The organism is Nocardia arizonensis (assembly GCF_001310275.1).
Lineage (GTDB): Bacteria > Actinomycetota > Actinomycetes > Mycobacteriales > Mycobacteriaceae > Nocardia > Nocardia arizonensis.
Map to the genome: position 1 here is coordinate 142,956 of NZ_LGYZ01000067.1, position 18,828 is coordinate 161,783.

The 18,828-nt window shown below is 70.0% G+C and carries 15 protein-coding genes; 3 read left to right on the top strand and 12 right to left on the bottom strand.

Translation table 11 applies throughout. The features are described 5' to 3' along the window. Positions 1-18 precede the first annotated feature (18 nt). The 8 genes from obgE to APZ21_RS13080 form a co-directional block, all read right to left on the bottom strand. Complete coding sequence (obgE, locus tag APZ21_RS13045) at positions 19-1,470, bottom strand: GTPase ObgE (protein WP_054813639.1); 1,452 nt, start codon at positions 1,468-1,470, stop codon at positions 19-21. 146 nt (positions 1,471-1,616) lie between these two features. Next, a complete protein-coding gene (rpmA, locus tag APZ21_RS13050; protein ID WP_054813540.1) occupies positions 1,617-1,883 on the bottom strand; it encodes a 50S ribosomal protein L27 in 267 nt (88 codons plus the stop codon). Between the two features lie 21 nt (positions 1,884-1,904). After that, positions 1,905-2,216 carry a 50S ribosomal protein L21 gene (gene rplU / locus APZ21_RS13055; protein WP_054813541.1) on the bottom strand — a complete coding sequence of 104 codons (312 nt, stop codon included), beginning with the start codon at positions 2,214-2,216 and terminating at the stop codon, positions 1,905-1,907. 230 nt (positions 2,217-2,446) lie between these two features. Continuing rightward, positions 2,447-5,653 (bottom strand): translation initiation factor IF-2 N-terminal domain-containing protein, encoded by a 3,207-nt coding sequence (locus APZ21_RS13060; protein ID WP_054813542.1) that lies wholly within the window; start codon positions 5,651-5,653, stop codon positions 2,447-2,449. A 521-nt stretch (positions 5,654-6,174) separates the two neighbouring features. Next, positions 6,175-6,591, bottom strand: coding sequence for a nucleoside-diphosphate kinase (ndk, locus tag APZ21_RS13065; RefSeq protein ID WP_054813543.1), 417 nt, complete (start codon positions 6,589-6,591; stop codon positions 6,175-6,177). Between the two features lie 79 nt (positions 6,592-6,670). Next, complete coding sequence (locus tag APZ21_RS13070; RefSeq protein WP_054813544.1) at positions 6,671-7,084, bottom strand: DUF4233 domain-containing protein; 414 nt, start codon at positions 7,082-7,084, stop codon at positions 6,671-6,673. A 28-nt stretch (positions 7,085-7,112) separates the two neighbouring features. After that, complete coding sequence (folC, locus tag APZ21_RS13075; protein WP_082393057.1) at positions 7,113-8,570, bottom strand: bifunctional tetrahydrofolate synthase/dihydrofolate synthase; 1,458 nt, start codon at positions 8,568-8,570, stop codon at positions 7,113-7,115. After that, entirely contained in the window at positions 8,567-11,248 is a 2,682-nt protein-coding gene (locus APZ21_RS13080; protein ID WP_054813545.1) for a valine--tRNA ligase, read from the bottom strand. The genes folC and APZ21_RS13080 overlap by 4 nt, the downstream gene beginning before the upstream one ends. Positions 11,249-11,625: 377 nt before the next feature. Between APZ21_RS13080 and APZ21_RS13085 the strand changes: the two genes are divergently transcribed. Next, a complete protein-coding gene (locus APZ21_RS13085; protein WP_239476606.1) occupies positions 11,626-12,324 on the top strand; it encodes a TGBp1 family protein in 699 nt (232 codons plus the stop codon). A gap of 204 nt (positions 12,325-12,528) precedes the next feature. Here APZ21_RS13085 and APZ21_RS13090 read toward each other — a convergent pair whose 3' ends face one another. Then, positions 12,529-13,485, bottom strand: coding sequence for a diacylglycerol kinase family protein (locus APZ21_RS13090; protein WP_054813546.1), 957 nt, complete (start codon positions 13,483-13,485; stop codon positions 12,529-12,531). Then, positions 13,482-15,059: an FAD-binding oxidoreductase gene (locus tag APZ21_RS13095; protein WP_054813642.1), complete on the bottom strand. Its 1,578-nt coding sequence runs from the start codon at positions 15,057-15,059 to the stop codon at positions 13,482-13,484. Before APZ21_RS13095 ends, APZ21_RS13090 begins: the two co-directional genes overlap by 4 nt. 273 nt (positions 15,060-15,332) lie before the next feature. Here APZ21_RS13095 and APZ21_RS13100 point away from each other — a divergent pair, with 273 nt between their 5' ends. After that, complete coding sequence (locus APZ21_RS13100; protein WP_054813643.1) at positions 15,333-15,950, top strand: TetR/AcrR family transcriptional regulator; 618 nt, start codon at positions 15,333-15,335, stop codon at positions 15,948-15,950. After that, a complete protein-coding gene (locus tag APZ21_RS13105; protein ID WP_054813644.1) occupies positions 15,950-17,500 on the top strand; it encodes a glycerol-3-phosphate dehydrogenase/oxidase in 1,551 nt (516 codons plus the stop codon). The genes APZ21_RS13100 and APZ21_RS13105 overlap by 1 nt, the downstream gene beginning before the upstream one ends. Here APZ21_RS13105 and APZ21_RS13110 read toward each other — a convergent pair. Further along, positions 17,462-18,106 (bottom strand): GNAT family N-acetyltransferase, encoded by a 645-nt coding sequence (locus tag APZ21_RS13110; RefSeq protein WP_156371046.1) that lies wholly within the window; start codon positions 18,104-18,106, stop codon positions 17,462-17,464. The genes APZ21_RS13105 and APZ21_RS13110 overlap by 39 nt on opposite strands. A gap of 18 nt (positions 18,107-18,124) precedes the next feature. Continuing rightward, a complete protein-coding gene (locus tag APZ21_RS13115) occupies positions 18,125-18,736 on the bottom strand; it encodes a TetR/AcrR family transcriptional regulator (protein WP_054813547.1) in 612 nt (203 codons plus the stop codon). Positions 18,737-18,828 lie beyond the last annotated feature (92 nt).

An 18,828-nucleotide genomic window follows, 5' to 3' on the forward strand; every position in this document is an offset into this window, starting at 1 on the left:
ATGCCGTGTGACACACGACTATTCCTCGTCCTCGCGCACCAGACCGCGCCGCACGCGCGAAGCGTGCTTGCGTTCCGCGGCGCTGACCCGATCGTTGCGTTCCAGTCTGATATCGGTGCCGCGACCGGTGGGCACCCGGTCGATGCCCGCCGTGATCTGCGGTTCCCACTCGAAGGTGACATCGCCGATGGTCACCGGGGCGCCCGGTTCGGCGCCCAACCTGACCAGTTCGTCCTCCACGCCCAGCCGCGCCAGACGGTCCGCGAGATAGCCGACGGCCTCGTCGTTGTCGAACTGGGTCTGGTGCACCCACCGCTCAGGACGCGGACCGCGCACGATGAACCCGCCGGGCTCCTGCGGATCGGCGATCACACTGAAACCGGTCTCGTCCACCGCGATCGGGCGGATCACCTGACGCTTGGGCGCCGCCTTCGGATGGTCCTCCCGATACCGACGCACCATCTCGGCGAGCGCGAAGGTCAAGGGACGCAGGCCCGCCCGGCTCACCGCCGAGATCGCGAATACCGGCCAGCCGCGTTCGGTGAATTCGGGGGTCACCATCTCGGCCAACTCGGCGGCATCGGGCAGATCGGTCTTGTTGAGGATGACCACGCGCGGGCGGTCGGCCAGATCGCCGAGTCCGGCCTCGCGCAGCGCGGGCTTGTATGCCGCGAGTTCGGCCTCGAGCGCGTCGACATCGGAGACCGGATCGCGTCCCGGCTCCAGCGTCGCGCAGTCGACCACGTGGGCGAGCACCGCGCAGCGTTCCAGATGGCGCAGGAAATCCAAGCCGAGACCGCGGCCCTCGCTGGCCCCGGGAATCAGCCCCGGCACATCGGCGACGGTGAAGGTGGTGTCGCCGCCTGCGACGACCCCGAGATTGGGCACCAGCGTGGTGAACGGATAGTCCGCGATCTTCGGCTTCGCCGCCGACAGCACCGAGACCAGGGAGGATTTTCCGGCCGAGGGGAATCCGACCAGGCCGACATCGGCCACCGACTTCAGTTCGAGGACGAGATCACGTTCCTCGCCCTCTTCGCCGAGCAGCGCGAATCCGGGTGCCTTGCGCGCCTTCGAAGCCAGCGCCGCGTTCCCGAGTCCGCCGCGGCCGCCCCGCGCGGCGGTGAAGCTATTGCCCGCGCCGACCAGGTCGGCCAGTATCTCGCCGTCGGTGTCGAGTACGACGGTGCCGTCGGGCACCTTCAGCAGCAGCGGGCCACCCTGCTTGCCGTCGCGGTTGCTGCCCTCGCCGGGTTTGCCGTTACCCGCCTTGGCGTGCGGGTGGAAGTGGAAGTCCAAGAGGGTGTGCACATTCGGGTCGACTTCGAGGACGACATCGCCCCCGTTGCCGCCATTGCCGCCGTCGGGCCCGCCGAGCGGCTTGAACTTCTCGCGATGCACCGAGGCGCAGCCGTGGCCGCCCTTACCCGCACGCACGTGAAGTACGACACGGTCGATGAATTTGGACATGCGCCGAATCATCCTCCTTCTCGGTTTCGCGCTCCGCGAGGCGGGCGGGGCGGGTACGCGGGTCGAACGGTGCGTGTGCGAACACGAAAACGGGCCAGGGTCCTGCGACCCTGACCCGCTCTACGCTGTCGAAGTGATTCAGGCGGTCAGGCCTGAACCGGTTCGGGAACAACGATGTTGATGGTCTTGCGTCCACGCTTGACGCCGAACTCGACCGCGCCCGCCGCGAGGGCGAACAGGGTGTCGTCACCGCCACGGCCGACGTTCACGCCGGGGTGGAAGTGGGTGCCGCGCTGACGAACCAGGATCTCGCCGGCCTTGACCGACTGACCGCCGAAGCGCTTGACGCCGAGTCGCTGGGCGTTGGAATCGCGACCGTTCCGCGAGCTGGACGCGCCCTTCTTGTGTGCCATAGCAGTTTCTCCTCGGATGCCTTACTTGATGCCGGTGACCTTGAGGACCGTCAGCGGCTGACGGTGACCCTGACGCTTGTGGTAGCCGGTCTTGTTCTTGAACTTGTGGATGCGGATCTTCGGACCCTTGGTCTGCTCGACGACCTCGGCCGCCACGGATACCTTGGCCAGCGCGGCCGCATCGGTGGTCAGTTCGGCGCCGTTCACCACGAGAACCGGGGACAGGGCCACGGACGCGCCGGGCTCACCCTCGATCTTCTCGACCTTCACCAGGTCACCGACCGCGACCTTGTACTGCTTTCCGCCGGTCTTGACGATCGCGTACGTTGCCATCGGTCGGCTTCCTCCACTCGATGTCTACTCGTGCTTGGTCACGTCGCGGGTTGCGACGTGACCTTACCCTGACTGAATTACTGTCTTGGCTGGTTGCTGCGACTGGGGGCATCAAGTAGTGCCCATCGCCAGGCAGCGACCGTCCAAGGCTACCAGACCCCTACTCCACAACCCAATTCGCTGCTCGGCGGCTATCCGGCTACCGAGCAGCGAACCGGGGTTGCGGTCACTCAGTCCTCGACCGGCGGACCCGCCGGACGCCCGACGGCCCGGCGGCGCGGCCTGCGCGTCACCAGTTCGGCGGGCACCGGCTCGTCGAAGTCGACGACCGGCGCGGACGGCTGATCGTCGCCCGACACCACGAACACCGCAGCGCTGCTGTCCGCGGCCGTCACCGTTGCCGAACGCGCCACCCTGCGGCGTCGCGCGGGCCTGGCCGCCTCGACGCCATTGCTCGCGGCAGCCGCCGCCACGGCCTCGGGTTCCTCGGCCCGCGCGGCGATATCGACCCGCGCGCCACCGTCGGTCCCTGCCTCCGCCGCATCGGCGGTGTCGGTGATGACGACCGCGGTCGTACCGGAACTCAGCGCATCCGCGGCAATCTCGGCGACCACCGTGTCCTCGGCCTCCGCCGGGACCCGGACGACCCGCGCCCCGGCCTCGGTGTCACCGGACTCCGGCGACCGCGGCGCGAGCACGGAATCCACGGTCTCCGCGACGGATTCGACCACCGCCGACTCCACCGTGGCCGCCTCGTCGGCGGCGGCGAGATCCTCGTCGGTGTGCTGGTGCGCGGCCATCGCCAATGCCACCGGATGGGCCCGCTTCACGGCCGCGTCGTCCTCGGTCGGTTCCGGGGCGGGCGCGGTGCCGTTGCTCGCGGATGCGGTCGCTGTCACGGGCGCGGGCGCGGGCGCGGGCTGGGCGGCGCTCTTGTCCCGGCCGCGCCGCCTGCGCGTACCCGGCTCCTTGCGGCTGCCGTCCTCCGAAGCGGTCGGTTCCACCGGGTAGGCGTGCACGACGATGCCGCGCCCGTGGCAGTGCTCACAGGTGCTGGAGAACGCCTCGACCAGTCCGGTGCCCAGCTTCTTGCGTGTCATCTGGACCAAGCCCAGCGAGGTCACCTCTGAGACCTGGTGGCGGGTACGGTCGCGGCCGAGCGCCTCGGTGAGGCGGCGCAGCACCAGATCCCGGTTCGACTCGAGCACCATGTCGATGAAGTCGACGACGATCATGCCGCCGATATCGCGCAATCGCATCTGGCGCACGATCTCCTCGGCCGCCTCCAGGTTGTTCCTGGTGACCGTCTCCTCCAGATTGCTGCCGCCCGCACCGGTGAACTTCCCGGTGTTGACGTCGATGACCGTCATGGCTTCGGTGCGGTCGATGACAAGGGTGCCGCCCGAGGGCAGCCACACCTTGCGGTCGAGCGCCTTGGCCAGCTGTTCGTCGATGCGGTAGGTCTCGAAGACGTCCGCACCGCCGCTGTCGTGGCGGGAAACACGCGCGAGCAGATCCGGCGCAACGGTGCCGATGTACTTCTCGACCGTGCTCCAGGCCCGCTCGCCCTCGATGACGAGTCGGGAGAAGTCCTCGTTGAACAGGTCGCGGATGACCTTGACCAGCAGATCCGGTTCCTCGTAGAGGCTCTTGGGCGCGCCGTTCTCCTTGGCGGCCTGCTCCTCGATGGTGCGCCAGGTGGCCTGGAGCCGTTCCACGTCGCGGGCCAATTCGGCCTCGGCAACGCCCTCGGAGGCGGTGCGGATGATCACGCCCGCGTCGGCGGGCACGATATCGCGCAGTATCTCCTTGAGACGTTTGCGCTCGGTATCGGGCAGCTTGCGGCTGATACCGGTGGAGGTGCCGCCCGGCACGTACACCAGGAAGCGCCCGGCCAGGCTGATCTGAGTGGTCAGTCGCGCGCCCTTGTGCCCGACCGGATCCTTGGAGACCTGGACCAGCACCTGATCGCCGGGCCGGAGCGCCTGCTCGATCTTGCGTTCCTTGCCGCCGAGTCCGGCGGCCTCCCAGTTCACCTCACCCGCGTACAGCACGCCGTTACGGCCGCGGCCGATATCGACGAAGGCGGCCTCCATGCTCGGCAGCACGTTCTGCACGCGACCGAGGTAGACGTTGCCCACCATCGACGCCGATCCGGTGCTGGTGACGAAGTGCTCGACCAGGATGTTGTCCTCCAGCACCGCGACCTGGGTGGCGGTGGGGTGGTCCGGGACGGTCTTCTCACGCACGACCATCACGCGGTCGACCGACTCGCGCCGGGCCAGGAACTCCGACTCGGTGAGGATCGGCGGGCGGCGGCGGCCGGCCTCGCGGCCGTCGCGGCGGCGCTGACGCTTGGCCTCGAGCCGGGTGGATCCGGTGATGCCCTGCACCTCGTCGGCGCCCGCGCGGCCGCGGCTCTTGTTCCTCGGTTCGCGCTCGTGCACGACGGTGTTGGGCGGATCGTCCTCGGCGGCGGCCTCGGACTCCGAACCCTCGCCCGCGACCTTGCGGCGGCGGCGACGACGCCTGCGACGGCTTGACCCCTCCGGCGCGGTCGACTCGTCCTCGTCCTCACCGTCGTCGGCATTCGACTCGTCGGACTCCGCGGACTCGGCCGTCTCGCCGTCCTCTTCGTGCTCGGCGTAGGTGTGATCTTCGTCGCTCTCACCCTCGCCATCGGCGTGTTGTTCGCCGCGCCCCCGGCCGCGACCGCGCCTGCCCCGGCGGCGACGGCGCGGCTGACCGTCCACGTCACCGGACTGCTCGGCCGAATCGTCGTCGGAGGTCTCGGTGTCGTCCTCGGACTCGATCTCGGGCTCGACCCGGGCCTCCTCGACCCGGGCCTCCTCGACCCGGGCCTCCTCGACCCGGGCCTCCTCGGCCCGGCGCGCCTCGCGCTCGGCACGGCGCTGTTTGCGCACTTCCTCGACGGCCGTGGCATCCGGCGGGAGAAACAGCGGCGCGGCCACCGCGGACTCGAACACCACGGGCACCGCGGCCTGCGGCTCCTCGGTGACGGCATGCGTGAACAGCCGCACCGGCGACTGCGGGGCCGGTGGGGGTTCGGCCACGCCCGCGTGGACGGAATCCGAGGACGAGAAGATCAGCCCCGGCTGGGAAGTGGGCTCGGGCTCGGGCTCGGCGACCGGCGCCGCCACGGACGCGGTGTCCTCGGCAGCAGGCGCACCCGCGGTGGCGGGCTGGGATGCGGCGTCGGCGCCTTCCGCGGTGCCGAGCGCGTCGCGCACCGATTCGGCGACCGCCCGATCCACGTTCGACTGCGCGCTGCGCGCGTCGGCTCCCAATTCGGTCAGCTTGGCCAGGATTCGCTTGCTCGTCACTCCCAGCCGCTTGGCAAGCGCGTGAACTCGGATTCGCTCCGGCAATTGATCGGCATCCTGTGATGTTGTTTCCGGCGGCTCTTGATCGGCCACGAAGTCTCCTCGGGCCCCCGGGCGCGTCCCTCCCGGTACGGAGTGACGCGGCCAACGCGAGGGCGCTGTCCGTACACCTCACGCCCGCGGCGCAAGGTCTTGTGGTCTCGCGTCGCGCACCCGGTCGATACCCTGTTATCTCGTCCTTCGGGCCCAACTGGTCACGCGGCGCCTGGCTGTTGGCTGAACTCCTCGGATCGAGCGCCTCATCCAGCGTGCCGACGCGGGCATCCGCGCCCCCGAAAGCGGGCGCCGATATCCGTGGCAGCGATGATCGGCATCGAACCGCGGTGTCATCCGGTTGCCTCGGTAACCCGATAGTCCGCGTACCTGCGCGAACAGTCGGAACCGTTGGTAACCATCCCCAGTATCCCACATCGTGCGCCGACGATTCTCCATCGGCACTCGACGAGACCTCGGCTGCGTCTCGGCGCGGACTCGCTCGCGCGGGATCGGGCAGCGGCCCTGCCACGGCCGAATCCGTCCTGTCAAGGGTCGGCCGGGACGGGAGCGGAACGAGGTCAGGCGGGGAATTCCGGGAACCAGAGGGTGATCTCGCGCTTGGCGGATTCGGGGGAATCGGAGCCGTGGACGAGGTTGAACTGGGTCTCGAGGCCGAAGTCGCCGCGGATGGAGCCGGGGACGGCCTTCTCGACCGGATCGGTGCCGCCCGCGATCTGGCGGAAGGCGGCGATGGCGCGCGGCCCCTCGAGGACGGCGGCGACGACGGGGCCGGAGGTGATGAACTCGATCAGGGAACCGAAGAACGGCTTCTCGACATGTTCGGCGTAGTGCTCGGCGGCCAACTGTTCGGAAACCTGCTTCAGCTCGAGGGCGGCGATCTTCAGGCCCTTGCGCTCGATGCGGGCCAGCACCTCGCCGACCAGTCCGCGGGCCACGCCGTCGGGCTTGATGAGTACCAACGTCTGCTCAGTCACGGCGCACAGCCTATCGGGCACCCCCGCCGGGTACGAACCAGAGCCCGCGGTCCGGGCCGGACACGCCGTGCGGCCCCGGCTACTCGCGCGGATCGACCCGCTGGCTCGGCAGCAGTCCGGCGTCCATGCGCCTGCGCACGTCGTGGCGCAGCACCAGGATGAAGCCCCATACGACGGCGAAGACGACGCCGATGATGCCGATCGAGAGGTGGATGAACGCGCCGAGGATCAGCAGCACCTGCAAGCCCAGATCGAACGACAGCGCCCACGACCGGCCCTGCATACCCGCGCCGAGCACCATGACCAGCGCCAATGCCACCAGATAACAACCGGACAGCCAGGTGATCCCGCCGCCGACATCGGCGACCACCGGCAGCGCGAGCAGCACCACGATGGCCTCGAGGACCAGGGTGCCCGCCATCACACCGCGCAGGCCCTTCCACGGATCGGGGACCTGGGGACGTGGCGGCTGCTCGTCGGGCCGATCGGTCATGCTCGGTTCCTTTCCGCCGCGGCGGGACTCACGCCGGGTCCTTGCCGAACAGGGCGCGGGCCGCGCCCGCGGTCGCCACCGATCCGGTCACCACCACGCCCGCGCCGGAGACCATCTCGTCGCCGTCACCCGCCTCCTCGGCAATGGCGATGGCGGTCTCGATGGCGTCGGCCAGGGTCGGCGCGGTCACCACGCGTTCGTCGCCGAAGCGCTGCACCGCCAGATCGGCCAGCCGGTCGACATCGAGGGCGCGGGCGGCTCCGTTGGTCGTCACGACGATCTCGTCGAGGACCGGTTCCAGCGCCTCGAGTATGCCCGCGGCGTCCTTGTCCGCGAACACCGAGATCACGCCGACCAATTTGCGGAAGTCGAATTCCGAGGTCAGGGTGGCGGCCAGGGCCCGAGCGCCCGCCGGATTGTGCGCGGCGTCGACGAAGATGGTCGGCGCGCTGCGCATGCGTTCCATCCGGCCGGGACTGGTTGTCCCGGCGAACCCGGCGCGCACGGCGTCGACATCGAGTTGCCGGGACGCGCCCGCGCCGAAGAACGCCTCCACCGCGGCCAGCGCGAGTGCCGCGTTGCGAGCCTGGTGCTCACCGTGCAGGGGCAGGAAGATGTCGTCGTATACCCCGCCGAGGCCCTGCAAGCTCAGCTGCTGACCGCCGACGGCGACCTGACGAGTCAGTACCCGGAATTCCGAGCCCGCACGTGCCACCGCGGCGTCGACCTCGATCGTTCGCCGCAGCAGCACGTCCATGGCCTGCGGATCCTGTTCGGCGATCACCGCGACGGTGTCGCGCGGGATCAGACTCTCCGGCGCGCGTTTGATGATCCCGGCCTTCTCCCCCGCGATGGAGGCGAGATCGTCGCCGAGGTATTCGACGTGGTCGATGCCGATCGGGGTGATGACCGCGACCTGGCCGTCGATCACATTGGTCGCGTCCCAAGTGCCGCCCATTCCGGTCTCGACCACCGCGACGTCGACGGGTGCCTCGGCGAAGGCCGCGTATGCCATCGCGGTGAGCACCTCGAATTTGCTCAGCGCGGGGCCACCCGCCGCGACCGACTGCCGGTCGACCATCTCCACGTAGGGCTGGAGCTCCCGGTAGATGTCGACGTATTGCGCCGGACTCACCGGCCGGTTGTCGATGCTGATCCGCTCGGAGGCCAATTGCAGATGCGGGCTCGATATCCGACCGGTGCGCCGGTGCAGCGCGGTGAGCAGGGCGTCGATCATCCTGGCCACCGAGGTCTTGCCGTTGGTGCCCGCGACGTGGATCGCCGGATAGCTGTGCTGCGGGGACCCGAGCAGATCCATCAGCGCCGCGATCCTGGTCAGCGACGGCTCGATGTCGGTCTCCGGCCGACGCCGGTCGAGTTCGGCCTCCACCAGCGCCATCTCGGCCAGATCCACCGGGGACGGACCGGACCCGAGCCGGGTGGACCCGCGCTCGTCCCGGTACTGACGCTCCGGCTCGTCGTTCATCGGCTCGCCAGCTCCGCCAGCCGCGCGCCGATGCGCTCGACATCGGCGGCGGCCGCCTCGCGGCGGGCCTTGATCTTGTCGACCACGTTCTCCGGTGCCTTGGCCAGGAATGCCTCGTTGCCGAGTTTGGCGTCGGTGCCCGCGAGTTCCTTCTCGGCGGCGGCCAGATCCTTTTCCAGGCGACGGCGTTCGGCGTCGAGATCGACCGCGCCCTCGGTGTTCAGGCCGACCACCACGGTGCCGCGGCTCAAGCGCACCTCCACCGAGGCGCTGGGCTGCCGGTCGGCCTCGAGCTCGGTCAGCCGCGCGAGACTGGCGATCTCCTCGGCCAATTCGGCGATACCGGCCTCGGCCAGACCCGTCAGACGGGCGCGCACCTTCTGCTTGTCGGCGAGTCCCTGATCGCTGCGGAACCGGCGGACCTCGGTGATCAGCAACTGCGCGTCGGCGATGCGGCGCGCCGACTCCGCGTCGGCGGGCACACCCGAGGGCCGCGGCCACGCCGCGATCACCACGGACTCGCCACCGGTCAGTGCCTGCCACAGCGCCTCGGTGACGAACGGGATGACCGGATGCAGCAGTCGCAGCACCGCGTCGAGCACCGTGCCGAGCACAACGCGGGTGGATTCCACCCGCGCGTCGTCGGCGGCGAACTGCACCTTGGCCAGTTCCAGGTACCAGTCGCACAGTTCGTCCCACACGTAGTGGTACAGCGCCTCGCACGCCTTGCCGAATTCGTATGCGTCGAAGGCGGAATCCACCTCCGTCAGGACCTCTTCGAACCGATCGAGAATCCACCGGTCCGCATCGGTCAGCGTCGCGCGCTCGGGCAGGTCGCCCGGACGCGCGCCGTTCATCAGGGCGAACTTGGCCAGATTGAACAGCTTGGTCACGAAGTTGCGCGAGGCAAGCGCGTGCGCCTCGCCGACCGACAGGTCACCGCCCGGATGCGCGCCGCGGGCCAGCGTGAAGCGCAGCGCGTCCGCGCCGTGTTCGGTGATCCAGTCGAGCGGATCGATGCCGTTGCCGCGCGACTTCGACATCTTCTTGCCGTACTGATCGCGAATCAGGCCGTGCAGGAAGACATCCCGGAACGGCACCTGCGCCGCGTCCGCCGATTTGCCCGCGGTGATCGCGGCGTCCTCGGAGACGAACATGCCGAACATCATCATCCGGGCGACCCAGAAGAACAGGATGTCGTAGCCGGTCACCAGAACGCTGGTCGGGTAGAACTTGGCCAGTTCGGCGGTGCTGTCGGGCCAGCCCATGGTGGAGAAGGGCCACAGTCCCGAGGAGAACCAGGTGTCGAGCACGTCCGGGTCCTGCACCCAGCCCTCGGGCGCGGTCTCGTCCGGACCGACGCACACCACTTCGCCCTCGGGGCCGTACCAGATCGGAATGCGGTGACCCCACCACAGCTGCCGGGAGATGCACCAGTCGTGCATGTTGTCGACCCAGTCGAACCAGCGCGGTTCCTGACTCGGCGGGTGGATCACGGTGTCGCCGTTGCGCACCGCGTCACCCGCGGCCTCGGCCAGCGCCTCCACCTTGACCCACCACTGCATGGACAGCCGCGGTTCGATCGCCTCGCCGCTGCGCTCGGAGTGACCGACGCTGTGCGGATACGGGCGCTTCTCGGCCACAACGCGACCCTCGCGCGCCAGCCGCTCGCGCACCGCCCGCCTGGCCTCGAACCGGTCCATACCGTCGAATTCGGTTCCGGTACCCGCGATTCGGCCGCGCTCGTCCATGATGCTCGGCATCGGCAGGTTGTGCCGCAGCCCCATCTCGAAGTCGTTGTGGTCGTGCGCGGGGGTGATCTTGACCGCGCCGGTACCGAATTCGGGATCGACGTAGTCGTCGGCGATGACCGGGATCCGGCGCCCGGTGATCGGATGTTCGAGTGTGGTGCCGACGAGCGCGCGGTAGCGCGGGTCCTGCGGATGCACCGCAACGGCGGTGTCGCCGAGCATCGTCTCCACGCGCGTGGTGGCCACCACCACATGCGGCTGGTCGTCGTCGAGCGACCCGTAGCGCAGCGAGACGAGCTCGCCGTCGACGTCCTCGAACTTCACCTCGATATCGGAGATCGCGGTGCGCAATTCGGGCGACCAGTTGACCAGTCGCTCCGCGCGGTAGATCAGTCCGGCGTCGTAGAGGCGTTTGAAGATGGTCTGCACCGCGCGGGACAGGCCCTCGTCCATGGTGAACCGGTCGCGGCTCCAGTCGACGCCGTCGCCGAGGGCGCGCATCTGCCACTGGATCGCACCGCCGGATTCGCGCTTCCAGTCCCAGACCTTTTCGATGAACAGCTCGCGGCCGAAATCCTCTTTGGTCTTGCCGTCGACCGCGAGTTGCTTCTCCACGATGTTCTGCGTGGCGATGCCCGCGTGGTCCATACCTGGCAGCCACAGCACCTCGTAGCCCTGCATGCGCTTGCGTCGCGAGAGGGTGTCCATCAGGGTGTGGTCGAGGGCGTGGCCCATGTGCAGACTGCCGGTCACATTCGGCGGCGGCAGCACGATCGAGTATCCGGGCTTGTCGGAGGAGACGTCGGCGGCGAAGTACCCCGCGGCTACCCAGCGCTCGTACATCTCGGCCTCCACCTCGCCGGGGTTCCAGCTCTTGGGGAGGGCATCGGCACGATTACGCGAGTTGTCAGGGGCTGTGCTGGTCACCCCGGCATTCTAGTGGCCGGTGCCGCACGGGGCCTAAAAGGGCCTACGGACAAAATAAGGCGGAGCCTTCGGTGGATGAGGGACACCGAACACTCCGCCTATGCACACAGCTTACCGGGGATCGTGGGGCAGGTTCGGAATCCATAAGTAATTCTCAGCTTCCGGCATGGTGGTGCCTATCGTCGCTCCGCACGGGCCGTCGCGGCATCACCATGAGCCGGGTCCGCTCGGGCCGAGTGTGTCGTCCGTCGCATCGGGCGGGCTACCCGGCGTTCGGCCGCCGCCGCCGCGGATCTGGGCGACGGACGCCGGTTTCCGCTGTGAATTCAGGGTTTTCCCGGTTGCCGAAGAAACGGACAATGTGGACTCTGGATAGGATGAGCCCCCCGTTGAACGCACTGTCCGCCGACTCCGACGCACTCTCCGCCGAATCCACGGAACCGCGTATTCCCGCCGCACCCGAACGAATCATGCGGCCGACCGCCGTCCACGATCTCCGCGGCGATCCGGTCGACGAATTGCGCTATCCCGCCACCGCCGCCCTCGTGGTCGCGGGCGTGCCCGGTGCGGGCAAGAGCACCGCGCTGTCGAAGTTCTTCGGCGCGCGCCCGGAAGACGAGAACCCGAGCGCCGCGAACGGCGCGCTGGTGCTCGACTCCCATCAGGCGCGAAATCGCTGGCGGCACAGACTCGGACGGCTGCCGTATCCGCTGTGGCGACCGGTCGTGCACGTCGTGCACTACGCGGCCGTCAAGACGGCCCTGCGCGATACGCGCGGACCGGTGGTCATCCACGACTGCGCGACCTTCGGCTGGGTGCGCACCATGATCGGCCGCTGGGCCGCGGGGTGCGGGCGCGAGGTGCACCTGGTCATGCTCGATGTGCCCGCAACCGATGCCATGGCCGGACAGCGCGCTCGCGGGCGGCGGGTGAACGGGGTGTCCTTCCGCCTGCACGTGCGCCGGTGGCGGCGGCTGATGGGTTCGCCCGCCCGGCTCGGCCCGACTCCGGTCTCGGTGGTGCTGGTCGACCGGCCCGCCGTCAACGCGATCCGCCGCATCACCTTCGCCGGGTGAACCCGCTCGAGTACGCGCGGGATCTGCTCGAGTACGCGCGGGACCTGCTCGAGTACGCGCGGGACCTGCTCGAGTACGCGGGAGACCTGCTCGAGTACGCCGGGTGACCCGCTCAGCCACACCGGGCAGACCAGCTCAACCACACCGGGCAGACCAGCTCAACCACACCGAGCGAACCAGCTCAACCACACCGAGCGAACCAGCTCAGCGAGCCAGTACGACGAGCGCCCCGGGGACGGCGCGCAGGGTCGCGGGCAGCATGCCCGCGGGTTCGCCGTCCGCGGTGGCGGGTGCGCCGGGCGCGCTCAGCGTGACCTGCCGCACCCGATAGCGCCGGGTCGCCGGATGGTCGATGCGCTTGCCCGCCGACAGCGCGGGCAGCAGTCGCAGCATCTCCCACCGGGAGACCTTGCCGACCACGGTCAGATCGAGCAGGCCGTCGTCCATCTCGGCGTCGGGACAGATCAGCATGCCGCCGCCGTAGGTGCGCGAATTGCCGACCGCGACCATGACCGCCTCGGTCTCGATCACGGTGTCACCCGGTGGATTGTCCAGCGCGCCCGGCGCGACACCCGACAGTTCGATGCGGTACGGCACCGCGAGACCGCCCGCGAGTTCGGCGAGCGCGGCAACGCTGTAGCGCGCGGGCCCCTTCGGCCTGCGCATGGCATTGGCGCGCAGGGTGACCCGCGCGTCGAAGCCGGTGCCGGTGACCGTGGCGAACCACATCGGTTCGACCCCGGTGGCCTCGATACGGCCGAGGTCGACCACGCGCGCGCGGCCCGCGAGCACCAGGTCGGCCGCCGCCACCGGATCGTCGGTGGGCACGCCGAGTGCGCGGGCCAGGTCGTTGCCGGTGCCGCTGGGTATCAGCCCGAGCGGCACACCGGACTCGGCCAGTGCGGGAAGCACCACGCTGACCAGTCCGTCGCCCCCGACACAGATCACCGCGTCGGGTCGCAGCGCCGGATCGGCGAGCGCGTCGCTCACCAGCCGTACCGATTCCGCGGCCGACGGCGCGCGTATCTCGATGACCTCGACGCCGCGTTCGGCCAGCCTGCCCACGGCCGCGGCGGCGGCGTCGTGACCGCGGCCCGCGCCGGAGAGCCGGTTGGTCACCACGAGCGCGGTGCGCGGGGGATGTGCGGATCGCGTCGTCATCGGACCAATTTCCCGGGATTCATGATGCCGACGGGGTCGAGTTCGCGTTTGACCGCGCGCAGCACGCGCAGTCCGAGATCACCGACCTCAGCGGGCAGCCACGGACGGTGATCGGTGCCGACCGCGTGGTGATGGGTGATGGTGGCCCCCGCGGCCACGATGGCCGCGCCCGCGGCGCGTTTCGCGATGCCCCACTGGGTGATCGGATCGTCTGCCTGCTTGGCGACCACGGTGAAGTACAGCGAGGCGCCGGTGGGATAGGTGTGCGATATGTGGCACATCACCACCGGCGGAGTGCCCTGCCCGGCCAGCGAATCGGTCAGCGCGGCGGTGACTTCGGCTTTGACCGCGGCCAGCGCCGACCACGTCGTCGCGGTCTCCAGCGTCTCGCAGAGCACCCCGATATCCAGCAGCGCGTCGCGCAGATAGGGTGCGGCGAACCGGCCGTGTTCCCACTGTTCGGCCGGAGCCGATCCCAGCGCCGTCCCGCCCGCGGCGAGCAACAGCGCGTTCGCCTCGGCGACTCGCGCCCGCACGTGGGCGTGGGTGCCCTCGTAGGTGGTGACCGCGAGGCATCCGGTGACCGCCTCGCCGCCGATATCGCCCGCGCGCGCCAGATTCAGACCGGTCTCGGCCTCGTCGGACAGCCGCAGCACGGTCGGGGCCGCGCCGGTCTGCACGACCGTGCGCAGCGCCGCCGCGCCGGTGGCGAAATCCGGGAACGACCATGCCTGGCGCACAACGGTTTCCGGGCTCGGGTGGACACGGACGGTGACCTCGGTGATCACTCCGAAGGCGCCCTCCGAGCCGACGAACAGCTCACGCAGGTCGGGCCCGGCCGCCGAAGCGGGCGCCCGGCCCAGATTCAATTCTCCACTGGGCGTGGCGATTCGCACTCGCTGCACCATGTCGTCGAACCGGCCGTACCCCGCCGACGCCTGCCCGGAGGATCGGGTGGCCGCGAATCCGCCGATACTCGCGAATTCGAAACTCTGCGGGTAGTGGCCGAGCGAAAGTCCGTGCGCGCCCAGCAATTCCTCGGCCCGCGGGCCGGTGACGCCCGCACCGAGGGTGGCGGTGCCGCTGACCGGGTCGACCTCGCGCAATCCGTCGAGACGGCTCAGGTCGAGGGCGATGACGCAGGCGAATCGGCCGCGCTCGGGCTCGACCCCGCCGACCACGCTGGTGCCGCCGCCGAAGGGCACCATGGCGACGGCATTGTCGGCGCAGTAGGCCAGCACCGCGAGCACTTGGGCGTGATCGGCCGGGAAGACCACGGCGTCGGGGGCGTCCTGCGGACCGTCGAGACGGCGTCGCAGCAGGTCGGGGGTGCTTTTTCCACCCGCGCGCAGCAACCGGTCGTGGTGGTCGGTCCGTACGTGCTCCACACCGACCACCGCGATCAAACCGTCTCGTTGAGCCGTCGTCAGCGTCGACTCGCGGAGTGGCACGTCACCCTCATCGCGACGCGCCACCGGGGTACCGGATACGCCGAAGACCTGCGCGAGCAAGCCACGGATCTGTGCCGAAAGCGGCTGGTGTCCGGCCGGAATTCCCCAGGCGTCCCACACCATACTCGCTGCCGACGCCACCGCGCCCGGATTTTCGAGGGCGGATTCACCGCCGCTGTGCTGCGTCTCGACCATGCGTTACAGTTTGACATAGATTGTCAAGCAGTAATACACCACGCGGTAATGCACCACGCAGCAATGCACCCCTCGGACCAACGCACCGCTCGGCTCGCGGGCGTTCGGGGTCGGTGCGTCGCGCATACCGGACGCACGGAAGGCGGATGAGTCGATGGGCGCCGAACCAACCCCTCGCACCACGGGAGCCCGGCGGTGACCGTGTCGAGCGCCGCATCGGCCGGTACGGACGACGCCGCGCCCGCGCCCACCGATCTGGCGATCTTCGACGCCGCCCGCGCCTGCGTCGAGGAGTTCGGGGTGCGCCGGACAACCCTCACCGAGGTCGCCCGGCGTGCGGGCGTGAGCAGGCCGACGGTGTACCGACGCTGGCCCGACACCGGCGCGCTCATCGCCGAACTCCTTGTGCGCGAATTGCGCGCGATACTGGCCGACACCATGCCCGCCACCGGAGCCGCCCGCACGCGACTGGTGCGCGGAATCGTGACCGGTGCCGCCGAGATCCGCTCGAATGCCCTGTTCGGCAAGATTTTCCGCACCGACACCGATCTCATGCTCACCTATGTGTTCGGTCGGCTCGGCCGCAATCAGCGCACGCTCATCGACTTGTTCGCCGCGACGATCGGCGAGGGTCAGCGCGACGGCTCCATCCGCCCGGGCGATCCCGTCCAGCTGGCCACGATGCTGCTGCTGATCGCGCAGTCGGCGGTGCAGTCCGCGGGCACCGTCGCCGCACTGCTGCCCGGCCCCGAACTCGACACCGAACTCGCTTACGCGATCGAGGGCTATCTGCGTCCGCACACCGGAAGGGATCTGTGATGACCTCGAATTCGGCGACGAACGGCGGTTCGGCGCTCGACGCGAATCGCCGCGAACGCGACCTACGCGCACTCGGGGACAGCCCGGATATCGATGTGCTGGTCATCGGCGGCGGCGTCACCGGAACCGGTGTCGCACTCGATGCCGTGAGCCGCGGACTTCGCACCGTACTGGTCGAACGCCACGACCTGGCCTTCGGAACCAGCCGCTGGAGTTCCAAACTCGTGCACGGCGGCCTGCGCTATCTGGCGAGCGGGCGCATCGGCATCGCACACGAGAGCGCGGTGGAGCGCGGCGTCATGATCGCCTCCACCGCACCGCATCTGGTGCACGCACTGCCGCAGATCGTGCCGCTGCTGCCCGATATCGGCGCCGCCGAGCAGTGCCTGATCCGCGCGGGCTTCACGGCGGGCGACGCGTTGCGCCGCGCCGCGGGCACCCCCGCCGCGCTGCTGCCGCGGTCGCGCCGGGTGGCCGCCGCCGAGGCGCTGCGGTTGGCGCCGACGGTCCGCCGCGCCGAGCTGCGCGGCGGCCTGCTGGCCTGGGACGGGCAGCTCGTCGACGACGCCCGCCTCGTGGTGACCTTGGCCCGCACCGCCGCCGCGCACGGCGCGACCGTCCTGACCCGGGTGGAAGCCGCGGAGGTGACCGGCGATTCGGCCGTACTTCGCGACACCCGCACGGGGCAGAGTCTGGCCATGCGCGCGCGGGCCGTGGTGAATGCCACCGGCGTATGGGCCGATCAGGTGGATCCGAGTATCGATCTGCGCCCCTCCCGAGGCACCCACCTGGTCTTCGACGCCGCGGCCTTCGGCGGGCTCACGGCCGCGCTGACCGTCCCCGTCCCCGGCCGCGTCGGCCGCTTCGTCTTCGCCTTACCCGCCGCGCACGGCCGCGTATACCTGGGTCTCACCGACGAGGACGCGCCCGGTCCGGTCCCCGACGTGCCCGAGCCGACCGACGCCGAGATCGACTTCCTCCTCGACACCATCAACACCGTGTTGCGAGAACCGCTGAACCGCGGCGATATCCGCGGTTCCTTCGCGGGCCTGCGCCCCCTCCTGCGCACCGCCGACGGCAGTACCGCCGACATCTCCCGCGAACACGCCGTGCTGCGCGCCCCCAATGGCGTGATCACGGTGGTCGGCGGCAAACTCACCACCTACCGCCGCATGGCCGAGGACGCCGTCGACGCCGCGATCGCGGCCGCCGGACTGATCGCCCGCCCCTGCGCGACCCGCCATCTTCCCCTGGTCGGCGCGGTGTCCGGCGCGGCGCGTGACCGTCTCGACGCCCCCGCCATCCTGATCGAACGCTACGGCTCGCACGCCGCGGCTATCGTCGCCGCCATCCGCCGCGACCCCGCGCTCGCCGCACCGGTCGCGCCCGGAATCGACGTCACCGCGGCCGAATTCGCCTTCGCCCGGACCCACGAGGCCGCACTCGAGCCCGACGATCTCCTGGACCGCCGCACCCGGATCGGCCTCGTCCCCGACGACCGCCGAGCCGCCCTACCGGCCGCCGAAGCCGCATTCGCCGCCCACGGCTGAGCCGCGATCCTCCCGCTCCGCACCGGGATCGCCCGTCGCGGACCCGTCCGCGGCGACCGACCCGGCCACGACGACCCGTGCCGAATCGATCACCACCGCCGGCGGCGCGCTCATGGCCGCACGGGGCCATCGGTCGAGCCCGTGCGCGGCCTCGGCGGCGCGGACGGCACGCATCTGCTCGGACAGGTCCGCGTCCGGTATACGACGGAATCCGAGACGCTCGTAGTAGGGACCGTTCCACGCGACCTCGGTGAAGGTCGTCAGGGTGATGGCGTCCATCCCGTGGTCGAGCGCCCACCGCGCGGCGTGCGCGATCAGGCGTGCACCGATCCGGCGACCCGCGTGATCGGGATGTACCGAGACCTGGTCGATGTGCGCCAGGCCATCGACGATGCCGAGTATCAGGTATCCGACGGGCCGGTCATGGTCATCGGCCCACACCCACGCCCGCCCGGCGACGGCGAAACCTCGTAGCTGCTCGAGCGAGGGCGCCTCGTCCTCGGCGACCTCGGTCATGCCCACGGCCGCGAAGGGTGCGCCCGTGGCGTCCTCGATATCGCGCAGGATCGGCAGGTCGGCCTCTGTGGCCGCACGTATGTGCTGCATCCGCGCAGTATCGCGGGCTCAGCCCGCCGGTGTCGACAGAATTCCGTCGATGAGCACCCGCAGCGACCACCGCGCGCGGGCCTTCTCCTCGGCCACTCCGGTCCGATGACCCGACACCTCGGCCAAGCGCGCGGCGGTGACCGCGTCGAGTCCGTCGCGGTCGGCCGCGGAGGCCGCGAGATGCAGATACAGCAGTTCCACCGCCCACTGCGCGGTGCGGTCGTCCACCCCGCCCTCGGCCAGCAGCCCCCGCATCCGGTCCATGAGCCGGAAACGCACGGTGTCGGTGGGTGTCGACGCCAGCGCCACCAGGGCCAGACCCTGATGCCTGTTGATGGCGGCGACGGTGTCCTCGACCAGAGTCGTCAGCCGATCGCGCCAGCTGCCGCCGACCGGTTCGGGCACCGCGCCGATCACGTCGTCGAGCATGGCGGCCATCAGATCGTCGCGATTGGCGACGTAGACATAGAGTGAGGCCGCACCGGTGTCCAGTTCCTGAGCGACCCGCCGCATGGTCAGGGCGGCCGAGCCGTCGGTGTCGAGAATTCGCAATCCGGTCTCGATGATCACCTCGCGGCTCAAGGGCGCCTTGGCGGGTCTGGCTCTGCGGCTGACCGGCGCGGCACTCATAGCTCGGCGTCCTTCCGCACTGCCGCGACATCAGGACCGGTGGGTCGCTCACTGCGCTCTGCCATGCGGCCGAGACTACGCAGCCGCGAACG

Coding starts and splice junctions, on each gene's coding strand:
- obgE (WP_054813639.1), bottom strand. CDS start 1,470: ATGTCCAAATTCATCGACCGTGTCGTACTTCACGTGCGTGCGGGTAAG.
- rpmA (WP_054813540.1), bottom strand. CDS start 1,883: ATGGCACACAAGAAGGGCGCGTCCAGCTCGCGGAACGGTCGCGATTCC.
- rplU (WP_054813541.1), bottom strand. CDS start 2,216: ATGGCAACGTACGCGATCGTCAAGACCGGCGGAAAGCAGTACAAGGTC.
- APZ21_RS13070 (WP_054813544.1), bottom strand. CDS start 7,084: ATGACCGATCGGCCCGACGAGCAGCCGCCACGTCCCCAGGTCCCCGAT.
- folC (WP_082393057.1), bottom strand. CDS start 8,570: ATGAACGACGAGCCGGAGCGTCAGTACCGGGACGAGCGCGGGTCCACC.
- APZ21_RS13085 (WP_239476606.1), top strand. CDS start 11,626: ATGAGCCCCCCGTTGAACGCACTGTCCGCCGACTCCGACGCACTCTCC.
- APZ21_RS13090 (WP_054813546.1), bottom strand. CDS start 13,485: ATGACGACGCGATCCGCACATCCCCCGCGCACCGCGCTCGTGGTGACC.
- APZ21_RS13095 (WP_054813642.1), bottom strand. CDS start 15,059: ATGGTGTGGGACGCCTGGGGAATTCCGGCCGGACACCAGCCGCTTTCG.
- APZ21_RS13105 (WP_054813644.1), top strand. CDS start 15,950: ATGACCTCGAATTCGGCGACGAACGGCGGTTCGGCGCTCGACGCGAAT.
- APZ21_RS13110 (WP_156371046.1), bottom strand. CDS start 18,106: ATGCAGCACATACGTGCGGCCACAGAGGCCGACCTGCCGATCCTGCGC.
- APZ21_RS13115 (WP_054813547.1), bottom strand. CDS start 18,736: ATGAGTGCCGCGCCGGTCAGCCGCAGAGCCAGACCCGCCAAGGCGCCC.